A 16,600-nucleotide genomic window follows, 5' to 3' on the forward strand; every position below is an offset into this window, starting at 1 on the left:
CAAGCTCGCTCGCGAAGAGGGCATGGCAGGCAGTGCAAATCCTCAGGCCTGAATGCTGACCAGACTCAACAACTGCCCATCCTGCACGCCGAACTGCGCTTCCAGCTCCGAACCATTGCGCCATTCGCTGGATAAATCCGTCAACAACCGCAGTTTCACCCGACCTGCCTCAGTCCACTCCAGCACCTCGGCATGCTCGAAATAAAAGCGCTGCTGCACGATCGGGTACAGCGCCTTGAACAGACTCTCTTTGACTGAAAAGGTCAAAGTCACCAGCAATGCCAGTTGATCCTGCGAACCTGCCGCCATGCGCTGCAGTTCCGCCGGCGTGAGAATTTCCCCGGACAGACGTTCGGCGCGCTCGTGGCTCAACAGGTTTTCCAGATCCATGCCCAAGCCGCGCCAATGCTGTTTGCTGGCGACAATTGCTGCGGCGCGGCCGGTGCTGTGGGTGATCGAGCCGCAGACATGCGCCGGCCACACTGGCGCGCGGTCTTCGCCGATCGGCGGGATGAAGCTGACGCCTTCGAGTTGTTGCAGCGCGGCACGGGCGCAGACGCGCCCGGCGAGAAACTCGGCCTGACGCTTGGCCACCGAGCGCTGGATGCTCGGCGGCGCCGGCACAGCGCTGCGCTGGAAGTCATCGGCAAGCAACTGCGCCGGATCGAAGTGGGTGCTGAGCAGGACGGTATCGGCCAATACCGTTGGCAATGGCCAGTGGCTCTCGAGCGCGGTGCAGCAGGCGGGCAGGGCGGGGATGGTATGCATGGCGGGCATTTTGCCGATTAGTCGGGGCGAGGTCGAGATGATCGTTCCCACGCCGAGCGTGGGAACGATCAGGTCAGGCGTAGTCAGCTGAAGATTTTCTGAAAGAACGCTTTCATGTCCGCCCATGACTTCTCGTCCGCTGCCTTGTTGTAGCCAATGTCCGGCCCACCGTGTTCGCCATGGCTCAAACGATCGGCATCGGGATTGCTGAAACCATGCTTGGCGCCATCCAGACTGACGAACGCGTAGTCCGCCCCGGCCTTGTCCATTTCCGCCTTGAACGCTGTGACGTTGTCCTGAGTGACCATGCTGTCCAGCGCGCCATGTTCGACCAGGATTTTCGCCTTGACGCTGCCCGGCGTCGCCGGAGTCTTGGTCGCCAGCGCGCCGTGGAAACTCACCACACCGGCCAGCGGCACACCTTGACGCGCCGCATTCAAGACCACGCCGCCACCGAAGCAATAACCGATGGCGGCAATTTTGTTCGGGTCGGTCTGCGCCTGTTTCTTCAACAGATCAAGCCCGGCGGCAAACCGCTTGCTCGCCGCATCGGCATCCCTGGTTGCTGTCTGCATGAAAGCCATGGCGTCTTTGGGATGCTCGGTGTTTTTGCCTTCGCCATACATGTCGATGGCCAGCGCGCTGTAACCGAGCCCGGCAAGATCGCGCGCGCGGCGCTTGGCGTAATCGTTCAGCCCCCACCATTCGTGAACTACGACGATGCCGGGGCGTTGGCCTTTGATCGCGTCGTCATAGGCGTAGTAGCCGATCAGCTTGCTGCCGTCGGCGCTTTGATAACGGATTTCTTCAGTCTTGATCGCAGCCTGGGTGAAGCTGCTGACCGCCAGCAAAGCAAGGGCGAGGAACAGGCGCATGGTCGGGTCTCCTGATGGGAAGTGGTCAGAACAGCCTAGTCGATCTGGTTCAGGTCAGGTTCAGAGACGGTTCAGGGGCCGTACAGGGGCGGCTGAGTAATCTTGCGTCATATCCAAACAGCACCGCGAAAGAGGAAATACCCATGACTCGTTTGAACAAAATGCTGCTGGCTTTGACCGTAATGAGCGCCAGCATCGCGGCTCACGCCGACACGACTTCAAACTTCGCCGGCCTGAGCTTCGGCCAGACCAGCGACAAGATCAAAAAGTCTCACGCGTTGAATGACAACCTCGACCACCCCAACGCCACCGGGGCCATCGACGGCAACAACACGTACGGCATGCGCTTGGGTCAGCAAAACAGCCAGGGCCGCTACTACGCCACTTATGACAACGTTTCCGGCTCGCACAATGGCGTTAAACTGCGCCAGGAAAATCTGCTCGGCAGCTATGACCTGTTCTACCCGGTAGGCGGCAGCACCAAGTTGTTCGGGGGTGCCACGGCCGGCCTGACCAAGCTGACGCAGGAGTCGCCAGGTTTCAGCCGTGACAAAGACATCGGTTACGCCATCGGTGGCCAGGTCGGTGTGTTGCAGCAAGTTTCGCAGAACACCTCGGTGGAACTCGGTTACCGTTACCTGCGCAGCAATGCCAGCACCGAAATGAAGGAGAGCGGCGGCAGCAAACAGGGCTCGCTGGGCTTGACCAGCAGCGCGCAGACCTATCTGTCGGCCAACTATTATTTCTAAGGAGAGATTCATCCTGAAACCCTGTGGGGGCGAGCTTGCTCGCGAAAGCGATGTTTCATTCAACATCATCGTTGACTGAATGACCGCATTCGCGAGCAAGCTCGCTCCCACAGGAGGATGGGTAGATTTTCGAGTGAATTGGAGGGATTTATGAAACTGTTGGTCGTCGAAGATGAGGCCCTGTTGCGTCATCACCTGCGAACCCGCCTGACGGAAAGCGGACACGTGGTCGAGTCCGTGGCCAACGCCGAGGAGGCGCTGTACCAGACCGGACAGTACAACTTCGATCTGGCGGTGATCGATCTCGGCCTGCCGGGCATGGGCGGCCTAGACCTGATCCGCCAGTTGCGCTCGGGGGGCAAGACCTTCCCGATTCTGATCCTCACCGCGCGGGGCAACTGGCAAGACAAGGTCGAAGGGCTCGCCGCCGGCGCCGATGATTACGTGGTCAAACCGTTCCAGTTCGAAGAACTCGACGCACGCCTGAATGCCTTGCTGCGCCGCTCCAGCGGTTTCACCCAGTCGACCATTGTTGCCGGGCCGTTGCTGCTCGACCTCAATCGCAAACAGGCCAGCCTCGATGAACAACCGCTGGCGCTGACCGCTTACGAATACCGCATCCTTGAATACCTCATGCGCCATCATCAGCAAGTGGTGCCCAAGGATCGCTTGATGGAGCAGCTCTATCCGGATGACGACGAGCGTGATCCGAATGTCATCGAAGTGCTGGTCGGCCGTCTGCGCCGTAAACTCGAAGGCCCGGCCGGGTTCAAACCGATCGACACCGTGCGCGGCCTTGGCTACCTGTTCAATGAGCGCTGCAATTGATCCGTTCCCTTCGTGTTCGTTTGATGCTCGCCGCCACCACGTTGGCGGTGTTGTTCATGCTCGCCTTGCTGCCGGCGATGCAGGGCGCCTTCAGCCTTGCCTTGCAGGACTCGATCGAACAACGCCTGGCCTCCGACGTCACCACGTTGATCTCCGCCGCACGGGTGGAAAACGGTCGCCTGATGATGCCAACGCAACTGCCGGATGAGCGCTTCAATCTTGCCGACTTCCGTTTGCTTGGCTATATCTACGACCGCAATGGCAAGTTGGTGTGGCGTTCGAGAGCCACTGACGAAGAACAGATCAACTACACACCGCGTTACGACGGTCTCGGCAATGAATTCGCGCGGATCCGTGAGGCCAACGGTCAGGAATTCTTCGTCTACGACGTCGAGGTCAAACTGCTCGGCGGCAAAAGTGCGGCGTTCAGCATCGTCGCTCTGCAACCGGTACGTGAATACGAAACCACCCTCGAAGGCCTGCGCGAAAATCTCTATCTGGGCTTCGGCGCGGCATTGCTCGTATTACTGGCGTTGCTATGGATCGGTCTGACCTGGGGCCTCAAGGCTTTGCGCCGATTGAGCCAGGAACTCGATGAAATCGAAGGCGGCACCCGCGAAAGCCTCACGGAAAAACACCCGCGCGAACTGCTGCGGTTGACCGGCTCGCTCAACCGCCTGCTGCTCAGCGAACGGCAGCAGCGCAGCCGCTACAGCGACTCCCTCGACGACCTCGCACACAGCCTGAAAACCCCGTTGGCGGTACTGCAAGGCGTCAGCGAAGACATGGCCCAGCGTCCGGAAGACCGTGATCAGGCCTGGGTCCTGCAGAGCCAGATCGAACGCATGAGCCAGCAGATCAGCTATCAACTGCAGCGGGCCAGCCTGCGCAAAAGTGGCCTGGTCCGCCATCAGGTGCGCTTGCAACCGGTGCTCAAAAGCCTGTGCGACACGCTGGACAAGGTCTATCGCGATAAGCATGTGCGCGTGACCTTTGATCTGCCTGAGCATTGCTACGTGCCGATCGAGCAGGGCGCCTTGCTGGAAATGCTCGGCAACTTGCTGGAGAACGCCTATCGCCTGTGTCTGGGCGAGGTGCGTGTCAGCGTGCGCGAGTCCCTGGTCGGGATCGAGTTATGCGTCGAGGACGATGGGCCAGGTGTGCCACTGGACCAACGTGCGCGGATTCTCGAGCGCGGCGAACGTCTGGATGCCCAGCATCCAGGGCAGGGAATCGGACTGGCGGTGGTCAAGGACATCATCGAAAGCTACAACGCCCGTCTGGCCCTGGGCGATTCGCCGATGGGCGGGGCGGTGTTCAGGATTCATTTTCCTGCGGCTTGAATGTTGACAGTGCCGGCCTCTTCGCGGGCAAGCCCGCTCCCACGCTTGAAATGCAATCCTCCTGTGGGAGCGAGCCTGCTCGCAAAGGCGTCTTGCTTCAAAACTCCTGCGCCCGATAAGCCCCCGGTGTCAGCCCCGTCCATTTCTTGAATGCCCGATGAAACGCCGACGGCTCGGAAAACCCGAGCTGCTCGGCGATCTGCTGCAACGACAGATCCGCGCGCCCCAGATGATAGATGGCGATATCCCGCCGCAGTTGATCCTTTAGCTCTTGAAAACTCGTACCTTCCTCTCGCAAGTGCCGGCGCAACGTTTGCGGGCTGATGTGCAGATGCGTGGCGACGGCTTCCAGATCCGGCCAATGCGCAGCGTCGCGGCTGAGCAAACGACGCAGGCGGCTGCTCAGGCTGTCGCCGTCGTCCGGGCGCGAGAGCAGGTCGGCGGGGGAGCGTTCGAGGAAATGCTTGAGCGTGCGTTCGTCCTGCAACAGCGGCATCGCCAGATAGCGACGGTGAAACAGCAGGCTGCTTTGCTCGGCATCAAAGGTCAGCGGGCACGGAAACAGCAGGTCGTATTCGCTGCCATGATCGGGGCGCGGGTAGCTGAAGGTTGCCTGCTCCAGGCGAATCCTCTGGCCTATCAACCAACTGCCGAGGCGGTGCCAGATCACCAGCAGACTTTCGCTGAGAAAGTGATCCGGATCCCACCACTGCGCGTCATCCAGGCTCAACCGCACCCATTCGTCTTCGCGGCGCAGGGACAGGCGCGGGGCGTCGGGGAACAGGCTGTAAAACAACAAACCGCGTTGCAGGGCCTTCTCCAGATTGCGGCAGTGAATCGAGGCGTGACACATCATGGCAAAGCTGCCCGGCTTGCTCGGTGCGTTACCGAAACCCAGGTATTCATCGTCCAGCGCCGCCCACAACCCCTGAATCAGGCGGGTGAACTGCTCCGGGGCGATGCGTGCGCGGGGCTCCTCGAGCAACTCCGGGCTGATCCCCAGTTGCTGCAACAGTCCTGAACAATCCAGGCCGCGACGGCGCGCACCGCCAAGGGCGGCACGGGCGAAATGGCTGGCGATGGTGCGTTCGCGCATAAGCGGCAATCCTTGTTCAAGCACCGATCGTAACGACGGGCCGGCGACGCAACAAGGCGGATTTCCGCCAAATTGCAGGACGCCGAACGCTCAGTTGGCGGAAATCCGCCATGCCTCAAGTCACTGATTGGTGACAGGAAATCCCGCAGGCCCTGATATCAAAAGGCTTGCTGCCATTCGCACCAATCTGGCACGACGTTTGCGATAGAGGTGACAGAAGCGTGCATTTTTCCCCGCCGGGGAAATGCCGTTCCAACAACAAATCCCTCCAGTGCAGGAGGGTTCGCAATTAAGGTTCTGCGCTCGACAGATGGATGTTGCCGCTGGACGCTTGAGGAAACCTGCAATGACGACTCGTCAGCCACTGTATAAATCCCTGTATTTCCAGGTGATCGTTGCCATCGCCATCGGCATTCTGCTCGGTCACTTCTACCCGCAGACCGGTGTGGCCCTCAAGCCACTGGGTGACGGCTTCATCAAGCTGATCAAAATGGTCATCGCCCCGATCATCTTCTGTACTGTTGTCAGCGGTATCGCCGGCATGCAGAACATGAAGTCGGTAGGCAAGACCGGCGGCTACGCGCTGCTGTACTTCGAAATCGTTTCCACCATTGCCCTGCTGATCGGTCTGGTTGTTGTCAACGTTGTGCAACCGGGCGCCGGCATGCACATCGATGTCACCACCCTCGACGCCTCGAAAATCGCCACCTACGTGACGGCCAGTAAAGACCAGAGCATCGTCGGCTTCCTCCTTAATGTGATCCCGAACACCATCGTCGGCGCGTTCGCCACCGGTGACATCCTGCAAGTGTTGATGTTCTCGGTGATCTTCGGCTACGCCCTGCATCGCCTGGGTTCGTACGGTCGTCCGCTGCTGGACATGATCGATCGCTTCGCTCACGTGATGTTCAACATCATCAACATGATCATGAAACTGGCGCCGCTGGGTGCGTTCGGTGCCATGGCGTTCACCATCGGTGCCTACGGTGTCGGCTCGCTGGTGCAGTTGGGCCAGTTGATGATCTGCTTCTACATCACCTGCGTCCTGTTCGTCGTGCTGGTGCTGGGAGCGATCTGCCGTGCTCACGGTTTCAGCGTGTTCAAGCTGGTGCGCTACATCCGTGAAGAGCTGTTGATTGTACTGGGCACGTCCTCATCGGAATCGGCACTGCCACGCATGCTGATCAAGATGGAGCGTCTGGGCGCGAAGAAATCGGTAGTGGGTCTGGTGATCCCGACCGGTTACTCGTTCAACCTTGACGGTACTTCGATCTACCTGACCATGGCCGCCGTGTTCATCGCCCAGGCGACCGACACGCACATGGACATCACTCACCAGATCACCCTGCTGCTGGTACTGCTGCTGTCCTCCAAAGGCGCAGCCGGTGTGACCGGTTCGGGCTTCATCGTGCTGGCCGCCACCCTGTCGGCGGTCGGTCACCTGCCAGTGGCCGGTCTGGCGCTGATCCTCGGTATCGACCGCTTCATGTCCGAAGCCCGCGCGCTGACCAACCTGGTCGGTAACGCTGTGGCGACCATCGTCGTGGCCAAATGGGTCAAGGAGCTGGACACCGACCAACTGCAAGCCGAACTGGCTTCTGGCGGGCGCGGTATCTCCGACGAGCGTGAAGAAGACGACCTGGGTGTGGCTGAAGGCCCCACCCCGAGCAGCGTGAAGTAAGCATCGCTTGAACGAAAAACCCGCTTCGGCGGGTTTTTTCTTGCCCGGAATTTGAGCGCAACGGTCACACCTGCTGACATTTGCGGTGATTGCCGCATCGACGATGCCTGCCTAGGCTGAGTGCATCGCCCAAGGAGTTCGTCCATGTCCGCACCGCTGGCCTCACTGAAAATTCTCGATTTCTCGACTTTGCTGCCGGGGCCGTTCGCCTCGTTGCTGCTGGCGGACATGGGCGCTGAGGTGCTGCGCATCGAATCGCCAACGCGCATGGACCTGCTGCGGGTGCTGCCCCCGCACGATGGCGGGGTATCGGCCAGCCACGCCTACCTGAACCGCAACAAGCGCAGTCTGGCGCTGGACTTGAAACAGCCCGAAGCGCTGGAAATCATCAAGCGACTGCTGGGCGATTACGACATCGTTCTGGAGCAATTTCGTCCCGGCGTGATGGAGCGTCTGGGCTTGGGTTATGAGGCATTGAAGGCGATCAATCCGCGGCTGATCTACGTATCGATCAGCGGTTACGGCCAGACCGGGCCGTACAAGGAGCGCGCCGGACATGACATCAATTATCTGGCCCTGGCGGGGCTGGCCAGCTACACCGGCCGCGCCGACAGCGGGCCGTTGCCGCTGGGCATGCAGGTGGCGGACGTGGCTGGCGGTTCGCTGCACGGGGTCATCGGCTTGCTGGCGGCGGTGATTGCCCGCCAGCAGAGCGGGCAAGGCACGCATCTGGATGTGAGCATGACCGATTGTGCGTTCAGCCTTAACGCCATGGCCGGCGCGGGATATCTGGCCTGTGGCGAGGAACCGGGCCGGGAAGACCAGATGCTCAATGGCGGCAGCTTCTACGATTATTACCGCACGCGGGATGGGCGCTGGATGTCGGTGGGCAGTCTGGAGCCGGCATTTATGCAGCAACTGTGCGCGGCACTGGGCCGGCCGGAGTTGGCAGCACAAGGGTTATCGCCCAAGCCGGATCAGCAACAGGCGCTGAAAGAGGCGTTGCAGGTCGAGTTCGAGCGGCATGATTTTGCTGAACTGTGCGAGCTATTCGCCGGGGTCGATGCGTGTGTCGAGCCGGTGTTGAGTGTGGGTGAGGCAGTGCGCCATCCGCAGTTGCAGGCGCGGGCGCTGGTGACTCAGGTGCCGCGTGCCGATGGCTCGACGCAGGCGCAGATCACGTGTCCGCTGAAATTCTCTGAGGCGTTGCCGGAGCCGAGGCATGTCGGCGCGGGGTTAGGGCAGCATACGGATGAAGTGTTGGGGGAGTTGGGATTGAGTGCTGAGCGGATCGTCGAGTTGCGTTCGGCCAAGGTAATCCTTTAGTGCCTGAGCCGCCGCCTTCGCGAGCAGGCTCGCTCCCACATTGAAATGCATTCCCCTGTGGAAGCGAGCCTGCTCGCGAAGGGGCCAGCCGATGCTCTACAAAACTGTCATTCCACCCGCATCTCGCCACTGAACACCAGCGTACTGCGGCAACGCCGGCACAGATACCGCCGCCCTTGCCGCACCAGGCCATGGCGCTGGGCGGTAAACGGGAAATCACTGTCGGGGCACGGGCATTTGTAGATATAGCGGGTCACGCTGCGCCGCTTGATCTCATAGGTGTGGCAGCGGTCCGGCGGTAGCTCGTAAACGCCGCGCATGATCAGTTGCCACTCTTCGCCATGGGGCTGAATACGGTCGCCGAACAGTTGATGAGCGATCAGGTGCGCGACTTCGTGGGCCACGGTCTGCTTGAGGAAGTGTTCGGTGTTTTCCCGATACAGCTGGGGGTTGAAACGCAGCAGGTTCTCGTGCAAATGCGCAACACCGGCTTTCTGCCCGCGCAGCTTGAGGCTGACCACGGGGCGTTTGAAGGAACGTTTGAAAAAGGATTCAGCGAGTTGATAACAATCTTCGACGCGGGTATTGAGTTGCTCGGGCATGCTTGATGGATCTCCAGAGACGCCGAGTATGCCGCAACCCCGGGCGCTTGCGAATCGCCGACCTGCCGAATGGTCATTGCCCCAATAAGAAGGCCGCCTTGCGGCGGCCTGTATCGGCAGATGTCGTTTATCCGGGGAGGAAACCGGTCAGTTGGTATAGACCGGGCCGACACCCAGGCCCCAGACGATCACGGTGAACGCCATGATCGCCACGAGCACCACCAGGCCCACCGCGAGCACCGAGCTCGAAAACAGAAAACCTTCATCCGATGGAATGTTCATGAACGTTGGCAGGCCCACATACAGCAGATACACCGTGTAGCAGATAGCCGCCGTGCCGACGATCATCCCCAGCCACATGTGCGGATACAAAGCGGCCAGGCCGCCGACGAACAACGGTGTCGCCGTGTAAGTGGCGAACGCCACACAACGGGCCAGGCTCGGATTGGCGTCGTAGGTGCGCGCCATCCAGTGCACGAAAGCGCCCATCACCGCGACCCCGCCGAGCATTGCCAGGTACGACATGATGGTCATCCACAAGGCGCTTTCGAACGTGAGCATCACCGGCGCGCGGTTGCCGATGACCCAGCCGACCTGGGTCGTGCCGATGAACGCCGAGACCGCAGGGATCGCCGCCAGAATCAACGTGTGCGTCAGGTACATGTGGCTGATGCTTTCCTCTTGGTCGCCACGGATCTCCTTCCATTCCTGATCGGGGTGGGTAAACAGTCCCACTACGTGATGGATCATGCCATTCACTCCTCTTGTCATTGCCATCGCCCCCCAACGGAGCGCCTACGGGCCAAGGCGGCCGAGCAAATACAGGTCTTCAGATGTGTGCGACCTTATGTCGCAGTATAGAAAGGAGTCCAGCGCACCGGTATGTCGGGCTTAGAGCAAATCGCGCTGTAAACATGAGGGATAATCGCCATTCCCTCTGTTGGAGGTGCCGCAGAATGCATGTTGAAGGAGGTGACTCTCGGGATGCTAAAATGCCGGCCTTTCGTCACACCTCACGGATTTCGCGTCATGGGCACTCTTACGGTCAACCAGAACAAACTGCAAAAGCGCCTGCGCCGCCTGGCCGGCGAAGCGGTCGCCGATTTCAACATGATCGAAGACGGCGACAAGGTCATGGTCTGCCTGTCCGGGGGCAAGGACAGCTACACCATGCTCGACGTGCTGCTCCACCTGCAGAAGGTTGCACCGATCAAGTTCGATATCGTCGCGGTGAACATGGACCAGAAGCAGCCGGGCTTTCCCGAGCACGTGCTGCCGGCCTACCTCAAAGAGCTGGGCGTCGAGTACCACATCGTCGAGAAAGACACCTACTCGGTGGTCAAGGAACTGGTGCCGGAAGGCAAGACCACCTGCTCGCTGTGCTCACGCCTGCGTCGCGGCACGCTGTACACCTTTGCCGATGAAATCGGCGCGACAAAAATGGCCCTCGGTCATCATCGCGACGATATCGTCGAAACGTTTTTCCTCAACATGTTCTTCAACGGCACCCTGAAAGCGATGCCACCAAAACTGCGCGCCGACGATGGCCGCAATGTGGTCATCCGCCCGCTGGCGTACTGCAACGAGAAGGACATCCAAGCTTACTCGGACCTCAAGCAGTTCCCGATCATCCCGTGCAACCTCTGCGGCTCGCAGGAAAACCTGCAGCGCCAGGTGGTCAAGGAAATGCTCCAGGACTGGGATCGCAAAACCCCGGGCCGCACCGAATCGATCTTCCGCAGCCTGCAGAACGTAGTGCCGTCGCAACTGGCCGACCGCAATCTGTTCGACTTCACCAGCCTGAAGATCGACGAGACCGCGGCTTCGCGTTTCGTCAATGTCGTCAATCTGTAACCACATTCCAGGTGGGAGCGGGCTTGCTCGCGAAGACGGTGTATCAGCCGATAGATAATTCGACTGACACTCAGCCTTCGCGAGCACGCCCGCTCCCACACTGGTTTCTTTGTTTCATTCAATAGGAGAGGGCATGCGCGATTACAAGTGGCTGCATGAATACTGTCTGAACCGTTTCGGTTCGGCGGCTGAACTGGAAGCCCATCTGCCCGTCCCCAAGACCCCCGCACAACTGCGCAAGATCCGCGACGACCGTTACCTCTCGACCATGGCCCTGCGGGTGTTTCGTGCCGGGCTCAAGCACAGCCTGGTCGACGCCAAGTGGCCCGCCTTCGAAGAAGTGTTCTTCAAGTTCGATCCGGAAAAAGTCGTGCTGATGAGCGCCGAGCACCTTGAGCGCCTGATGCAGGACGCGCGGATCATCCGCCACCTCGGCAAGCTGAAAAGCGTGCCGCGCAATGCGCAGTTCATTCTTGATGTGGAAAAGGACAAGGGCAGCTTCGGCGCGCTGATCGCCGACTGGCCGGTGACCGATATCGTCGGCCTGTGGACCTACCTGAAAAAGCACGGCCACCAACTCGGCGGGCTGTCGGCGCCACGGTTTTTGCGCATGGTCGGCAAGGACACGTTCGTGCCGAGCTACGACGTGGTGGCGGCGCTGAATGCGCAGAAGATCGTCGACAAAGTGCCGACCAGCCAGCGTGATCTGGCGACGGTGCAAAACGCCTTCAACCAGTGGCATGAACAAAGTGGCGGACGGCCAATGAGCCAGATCTCGATGATGCTCGCCTATACCGTCAATCATTAACAGCGTATCGCCCCATTCGCGAGCAAGCCCGCTTCCACATTCTGGAATGCGTTCCCGTGTGGGAGCGGGCTTGCTCGCGAAGGCGCCAGTTCAGGCGACGGAGACGTCTCCCTCACCCGCCAGCTTGCGATTGAGCTGATAGCGCCAGCGCACATACAGCAGCGCCGAGCAGAACACCGCCAGGCTCGCGGCCATTTCCAGCAGGCCGAACAACTGTCGGTTGGGGTCGTACGCCGCCAGTGCACCTTTGATGAAATACAGATTCACCACAAAACACATCCATGAATGGCCACGGGCACTGCCCATGATCATCGCCGGGGCGAGGATCAGCCACGGGATCAGCTCGACCAGCAGAATCACCCACGGCCGCGCGCCATGCAGATCGGCGAACAGCAGGTAGTAAGCGGCCAGCAAGCCGGCGAGGGCGAAAAAGCTCAGCAGGCTGAGCACGCGCATCGCCTTGACCCGTGGCTCAAGCCACGCCACCGAGGGCAGGACTTTCGGCTTCTTCGCCATCAGCCCACCAGTTTCTGCGCGGTTTTCGCCAGGCGCAGACCGAGTGCGCGACACAGCGCCACTTCGTGCTGGTCGAGACCGTTCTTGCCATCGGCACCGGCGTGATGGCTGGCGCCATAAGGCGTGCCGCCACCTGCGGTTTCGAGCAGTGCCGATTCGCTGTAAGGCAGGCCGGTGATGAGCATGCCGTGATGCAACAGCGGCAACATCATCGACAACAGCGTGGTTTCCTGACCGCCGTGCAGGCTGGCGGTAGAGGTGAACACGCCGGCCGGTTTACCCACCAGCGCGCCGGTCAGCCAGAGGTTGCTGGTGCCATCGAGGAAGTACTTGAGCGGCGCGGCCATGTTGCCGAAACGGGTCGGACTGCCCAACGCGAGGCCGGCGCAGTTTTTCAGATCATCGAGGCTGGCGTAGAGCGCGCCTTCAGCGGGAATCTCCGCAGCCACCGCTTCGCATTCAGTGGAAATCGCCGGCACCGTGCGCAGACGCGCTTCCATTCCGGCCTGCTCGATGCCACGGGCGATCTGCCGGGCCATCTCGTTGGTGGAACCGCTGCGGCTGTAATAAAGAACCAGAATGTACGGCGTGCTCATGGCAACAACTCCAGCACGTTTTCCGGTGGACGACCGATGACGGCCCTGTCGCCGACTTCAAGAATCGGCCGCTCCAGCAATTTCGGGTGCGCGGCGATGGCGTCTATCAATTGCTGCTCGCTGAGGCTGGCGTCCGCCAGGTTCAGGGTTTTGTATTCCTCTTCACCGGTGCGCAGCAGCTGCCGCGCGCTGATCCCGAGCTTGCCGAGCAGGGCCTTGATCTGCGCGGCATTGAGCGGTGTTTCCAGGTAGCGCACGACATTCGGACTCAAGCCGCGGGCTTCGAGCAGTTCCAGCGCGCCGCGGGATTTCGAGCAGCGCGGATTGTGATAAAGCGTCAGATCGGTCATGGCGGGTCGCTTCTGGCGTAAAGTGGCGGCTATTCTAACTGTGCGGCGCGCAATCCAGAACCGTCAGAGGCGATGGGTCGCAGGCGCTTTCGAATTTTCACAAGGAACACGACATGACACGGCGATTGGCAGCGGGATTGACGATTCTCGGGGCGTTGATGCTGGGGGGCTGCGGCAATGACTACGGGATCGACCAGAACGGCCAGAAGGTTGCGTCCGAGCGTCTGGACAAACAATGGGTGGTGCTTAATTACTGGGCCGAATGGTGCGGCCCGTGCCGCACGGAGATTCCCGAGCTGAATCAGCTGGCTGATCAACTCAAGAGCAAGAATGTCGGGGTGTTCGGGGTCAATTTCGACAATGTGCAGGGCGCAGAACTGAAAGAAGCCAGCGAAAAGCTTGGCATCAAATTCACCGTGCTGGCGCAGGATCCGGCTGAGCTGTTCGACCTGCCGCGCAGTGAAGCGCTGCCGGTGACATTCATCATCGATGACAAGGGCAAAGTGCGTGAGCAATTGCTCGGCGAGCAGACGGCGGCGGGGGTGATGGCCAAACTCGAGGCGCTGCAGGCGACCAAATAGGCTGTCGTTGGGCAGGATCGTTCCCACGCTCTGCGTGGGAATGCCGCCCGGGACGCTCCGCGTCCCTGTGACGCAGAGCGTCACTTGGTGCAGTCCCACTCAGGAGCGTGGGAACGATCGTTACAGCGATCGCGATCAGCTAATGAGGCTCAACCCTCTTCGAGCCACCAGCGCAACGGTTTGCCTTCAGCCGGCCAGAAGCGTATCTGCTCGATGGGCGAAATGTCCCAGCGCTCCACCTTCTCCAGCGCCTGCAGGAATCGCTGTTCCTGCTCCATCAACGCCGGGGCGCAAAGCTTGCGGGTCTTGCCGATCTTGCCGAAGGTCAGCTTGTCGCCGTCCTGCGTGTAGGGCGCAAACCAATGGTTGCAGCCGCCATTGCCGTAGGCGCGGCCGTCGTCGCCGAGGGTCACGGTCAGATGGCTGTAATCCATCAGTGGTCGCTCGCCGATCCATTCCAGAATGTAGCTGCGGTTGTGCTGCAGTTGCACCGGCTCAGCAGCGCAACCGGCCAGGCCGGCACCGATCAGTGCGGTCAGGGCGAGGCGTTTCATTACGCAGGCTCCTGGCATTTCGGGCACAGGTGTTTGTCGCCAACGGCTTTCCAGCCCAGCTCGGCGATGCGTGCGGTGGCGGCGGGTTTTTCTGCGGTTTTGCCAAGTTTGGCATCCACGGCAAATTCAAAACTCAGCGCTTTGGCGCAGCTGTCGCAATTGACTTGCCAGGTGTGAATGGCCAGTTCGCCGAACACCGGGCCTGTGGTCATCGCGGTCCATTGACCTGGGGGATTGATCAAGTGGCGGACCGTGTCGACGGTCAGGCGCATGGACAAATCCTTGCTGCCTTTGAGCGTCACCAACAGGGCATCGCCGATGCGGATCGAGCCACCGTTGCCGGTCACCTGATAGCGGCCCGGAACCAGGGCGCGGCATTCGGTGAGGGTGTGTTGCGGGTTCATCAGGGTGTAGCGGAAATCGTGTTCGACCATGGATCCTCCAAATATGCGCGACATGCTAGCACGGGCTCGATTGCACAATGATGCGCGCGTGCGACCTTCGATCCGGTTCAAATGGGCCGGCAGTCATGGCAAACTGCCGGCCCCCGAATCTGAAGGAACGGAACATGGCGCTGATCGAATGTTATGAATGCAAGCGGAGCATCAGTTCCGAAGCGCTGGCGTGCATTCACTGCGGCGCCCCGATGGCCGAACACGTCGCCATGCAGGCGCAGCCAGCTGCGGCAGCGGCGCAGACCTCGACGATCTCCTTCGGCAGCCTGCCACGCAACAAGGCAGTGCCCGAAGCGGTTGCGGCGCCAGTGGCCGAGCCGTTACCGAAAGTGATGCCGGCAGCGGCAGGGCGTCGCCGTCGTCAGCAGGCTGCAGAACAGGCCCGCGAGGAGCAGCAACCGCTGAACGCAGATGGCAGCCGCCCGGTGGAAGGCTGGCTGAAAATCATGGTGTTTCTGTTACCGGCGTTTTTCGTCTGGTTCCTGCTGCGCCGCGGCCACTCCAGCAAACAACGCCTGCTCGGTTTCGGCTGGCTGGGTTTGCTGATCCTGGCGTCTTCGCTGCCCAAGTAAAGGCAGTTCAGCCCTCGACCTGGTTCTGCGGCGTACCCGCCGCCCATGTCGCGATGTTATGCAGCGTGGTCGCGGCAATCGCGCCCAGCGCCTCGCGGGTCAGAAACGCCTGATGCGCAGTGATGATCACGTTGGGAAACGTCAGCAGACGCGCCAGCACATCGTCCTGCAGCGGCAGGTCGGAGCGGTCCTCGAAAAACAGCTGCGCCTCTTCTTCATAAACGTCCAGCCCCAGATACCCGAGTTGACCATCCTTCAGCGCGTCGATCAGCGCCGGCGTGTCGACCAGACCACCGCGCCCGGTATTGATCAGCATCGCCCCCGCCCGCATGTGCGCCAGTGACTGGCGATTGATCAGGTGTTTGCTCTGCTCGTTGAGCGGGCAATGCAGGCTGATGATCCGCGACTGCGCGAGCAATTCCGGCAGGCTCAGATAGCGCGCGCCCAACGCCAGCACCTCGGGATTAGGATACGGGTCGTAGGCCAGCAGCTCACAGCCGAAGCCGTGCATGATTTTCGCGAACGTTGCGCCGATCTGCCCGGTGCCGACGATGCCGACGGTCTTGCCGACCAGATCGAAACCGGTCAGGCCATGCAGGCTGAAATCGCCTTCACGGGTGCGGTTGTAGGCGCGATGCAAACGGCGATTGAGGGCGAGAATCAGCGCCACCGCATGTTCGGCAACGGCGTGCGGCGAGTAGGCGGGCACACGCACCACCGCCAGGCCGAGGCGTTTCGCTGCGGGCAAGTCGACATGGTTGTAGCCCGCCGAGCGCAGCGCAATCAGCCGCGTGCCGCCAGCCGCGAGGCGCTCCAGCACCGGGGCGCTGAGGTCGTCATTGATAAAGGCGCAGACCACTTCGTACCGTTCGGCCAACGCCGCCGTATCGAGGCTGAGCCGAGCGGCTTGAAAGTGCAATTCAAGCCCGGCCGGGCAGTCGGCGGCGAGGAAGCTGTCGCGGTCGTAGGTCTGGCTGCTGAAGATGATCGTGCGCATGAATCCTCCTGGGACATCGACGCGGGCCGCAAAGGCCCGCGACAACTGT

At 60.9% G+C, this 16,600-nt stretch carries 20 protein-coding genes; 9 read left to right on the top strand and 11 right to left on the bottom strand.

The window, feature by feature from the left end:
- Positions 1-42: 42 nt before the first annotated feature.
- Complete coding sequence (locus CXF97_RS03345) at positions 43-768, bottom strand: 4'-phosphopantetheinyl transferase (RefSeq protein ID WP_101156416.1); 726 nt, start codon at positions 766-768, stop codon at positions 43-45.
- A gap of 83 nt (positions 769-851) precedes the next feature.
- Positions 852-1,643, bottom strand: coding sequence for a dienelactone hydrolase family protein (locus tag CXF97_RS03350; RefSeq protein ID WP_101156063.1), 792 nt, complete (start codon positions 1,641-1,643; stop codon positions 852-854).
- Positions 1,644-1,786: 143 nt separating this feature from the next.
- Here CXF97_RS03350 and CXF97_RS03355 point away from each other — a divergent pair, with 143 nt between their 5' ends.
- The 3 genes from CXF97_RS03355 (at position 1,787) to CXF97_RS03365 (ending at position 4,563) form a co-directional block, all read left to right on the top strand.
- Entirely contained in the window at positions 1,787-2,392 is a 606-nt protein-coding gene (locus CXF97_RS03355; RefSeq protein WP_101156065.1) for a hypothetical protein, read from the top strand.
- Between the two features lie 150 nt (positions 2,393-2,542).
- On the top strand, positions 2,543-3,220 hold the full coding sequence (locus tag CXF97_RS03360; protein WP_101156067.1) for a response regulator: 678 nt from the start codon (positions 2,543-2,545) through the stop codon (positions 3,218-3,220).
- The gene (locus CXF97_RS03365) at positions 3,217-4,563 is read left to right on the top strand and encodes an ATP-binding protein (RefSeq protein WP_101156069.1); all 1,347 of its coding nucleotides are present in this window, start codon (positions 3,217-3,219) and stop codon (positions 4,561-4,563) included. Before CXF97_RS03360 ends, CXF97_RS03365 begins: the two co-directional genes overlap by 4 nt.
- Positions 4,564-4,660: 97 nt before the next feature.
- Here CXF97_RS03365 and CXF97_RS03370 read toward each other — a convergent pair whose 3' ends face one another.
- The gene (locus CXF97_RS03370) at positions 4,661-5,659 is read right to left on the bottom strand and encodes an AraC family transcriptional regulator (protein WP_101156071.1); all 999 of its coding nucleotides are present in this window, start codon (positions 5,657-5,659) and stop codon (positions 4,661-4,663) included.
- Positions 5,660-6,005: 346 nt separating this feature from the next.
- Between CXF97_RS03370 and CXF97_RS03375 the strand changes: the two genes are divergently transcribed.
- Together CXF97_RS03375 and CXF97_RS03380 are read left to right on the top strand one after the other, a co-directional pair.
- A complete protein-coding gene (locus tag CXF97_RS03375) occupies positions 6,006-7,340 on the top strand; it encodes a dicarboxylate/amino acid:cation symporter (RefSeq protein ID WP_101156073.1) in 1,335 nt (444 codons plus the stop codon).
- Positions 7,341-7,484: 144 nt separating this feature from the next.
- Positions 7,485-8,666, top strand: a complete 1,182-nt coding sequence (locus CXF97_RS03380; protein WP_101156075.1) for a CaiB/BaiF CoA-transferase family protein — start codon at positions 7,485-7,487, stop codon at positions 8,664-8,666.
- 107 nt (positions 8,667-8,773) lie between these two features.
- On the opposite strand, the gene CXF97_RS03385 is transcribed toward CXF97_RS03380, so the two are convergent.
- Together CXF97_RS03385 and CXF97_RS03390 are read right to left on the bottom strand one after the other, a co-directional pair.
- Positions 8,774-9,268, bottom strand: a complete 495-nt coding sequence (locus CXF97_RS03385; protein ID WP_024013976.1) for a SprT family zinc-dependent metalloprotease — start codon at positions 9,266-9,268, stop codon at positions 8,774-8,776.
- 147 nt (positions 9,269-9,415) lie between these two features.
- On the bottom strand, positions 9,416-10,018 hold the full coding sequence (locus CXF97_RS03390; protein ID WP_016773629.1) for a Yip1 family protein: 603 nt from the start codon (positions 10,016-10,018) through the stop codon (positions 9,416-9,418).
- A 279-nt stretch (positions 10,019-10,297) separates the two neighbouring features.
- Here CXF97_RS03390 and ttcA point away from each other — a divergent pair, with 279 nt between their 5' ends.
- Both ttcA and CXF97_RS03400 read left to right on the top strand, forming a co-directional pair.
- The gene (ttcA, locus tag CXF97_RS03395) at positions 10,298-11,122 is read left to right on the top strand and encodes a tRNA 2-thiocytidine(32) synthetase TtcA (RefSeq protein ID WP_101156077.1); all 825 of its coding nucleotides are present in this window, start codon (positions 10,298-10,300) and stop codon (positions 11,120-11,122) included.
- Positions 11,123-11,255: 133 nt separating this feature from the next.
- Positions 11,256-11,930, top strand: a complete 675-nt coding sequence (locus CXF97_RS03400; protein ID WP_016773632.1) for a DNA-3-methyladenine glycosylase I — start codon at positions 11,256-11,258, stop codon at positions 11,928-11,930.
- Between the two features lie 90 nt (positions 11,931-12,020).
- On the opposite strand, the gene CXF97_RS03405 is transcribed toward CXF97_RS03400, so the two are convergent.
- The 3 genes from CXF97_RS03405 to arsC are packed head-to-tail and all read right to left on the bottom strand — an operon-like array spanning position 12,021 to position 13,392.
- On the bottom strand, positions 12,021-12,446 hold the full coding sequence (locus CXF97_RS03405) for a DUF2069 domain-containing protein (RefSeq protein WP_101156079.1): 426 nt from the start codon (positions 12,444-12,446) through the stop codon (positions 12,021-12,023).
- Positions 12,446-13,042, bottom strand: a complete 597-nt coding sequence (gene wrbA, locus CXF97_RS03410) for an NAD(P)H:quinone oxidoreductase (RefSeq protein WP_101156081.1) — start codon at positions 13,040-13,042, stop codon at positions 12,446-12,448. Before wrbA ends, CXF97_RS03405 begins: the two co-directional genes overlap by 1 nt.
- Positions 13,039-13,392 (bottom strand): arsenate reductase (glutaredoxin), encoded by a 354-nt coding sequence (arsC, locus tag CXF97_RS03415; protein WP_101156083.1) that lies wholly within the window; start codon positions 13,390-13,392, stop codon positions 13,039-13,041. Before arsC ends, wrbA begins: the two co-directional genes overlap by 4 nt.
- Before the next feature lie 113 nt (positions 13,393-13,505).
- On the opposite strand from arsC, the gene CXF97_RS03420 reads away from it, so the two are divergent.
- The gene (locus tag CXF97_RS03420; RefSeq protein ID WP_101156085.1) at positions 13,506-13,973 is read left to right on the top strand and encodes a TlpA disulfide reductase family protein; all 468 of its coding nucleotides are present in this window, start codon (positions 13,506-13,508) and stop codon (positions 13,971-13,973) included.
- Between the two features lie 149 nt (positions 13,974-14,122).
- Here CXF97_RS03420 and CXF97_RS03425 read toward each other — a convergent pair whose 3' ends face one another.
- Together CXF97_RS03425 and CXF97_RS03430 are read right to left on the bottom strand one after the other, a co-directional pair.
- A complete protein-coding gene (locus CXF97_RS03425) occupies positions 14,123-14,527 on the bottom strand; it encodes an META domain-containing protein (RefSeq protein WP_101156086.1) in 405 nt (134 codons plus the stop codon).
- A complete protein-coding gene (locus CXF97_RS03430; protein ID WP_101156088.1) occupies positions 14,527-14,961 on the bottom strand; it encodes a hypothetical protein in 435 nt (144 codons plus the stop codon). The genes CXF97_RS03425 and CXF97_RS03430 overlap by 1 nt, the downstream gene beginning before the upstream one ends.
- 134 nt (positions 14,962-15,095) lie before the next feature.
- On the opposite strand from CXF97_RS03430, the gene CXF97_RS03435 reads away from it, so the two are divergent.
- On the top strand, positions 15,096-15,554 hold the full coding sequence (locus CXF97_RS03435; protein ID WP_101156090.1) for a hypothetical protein: 459 nt from the start codon (positions 15,096-15,098) through the stop codon (positions 15,552-15,554).
- Between the two features lie 7 nt (positions 15,555-15,561).
- On the opposite strand, the gene CXF97_RS03440 is transcribed toward CXF97_RS03435, so the two are convergent.
- Complete coding sequence (locus CXF97_RS03440; protein WP_101156092.1) at positions 15,562-16,551, bottom strand: 2-hydroxyacid dehydrogenase; 990 nt, start codon at positions 16,549-16,551, stop codon at positions 15,562-15,564.
- Between the last annotated feature and the right edge of the window lie 49 nt (positions 16,552-16,600).

The organism is Pseudomonas sp. Choline-02u-1, assembly GCF_002836515.1.
In the GTDB taxonomy this organism is placed as follows: domain Bacteria; phylum Pseudomonadota; class Gammaproteobacteria; order Pseudomonadales; family Pseudomonadaceae; genus Aquipseudomonas.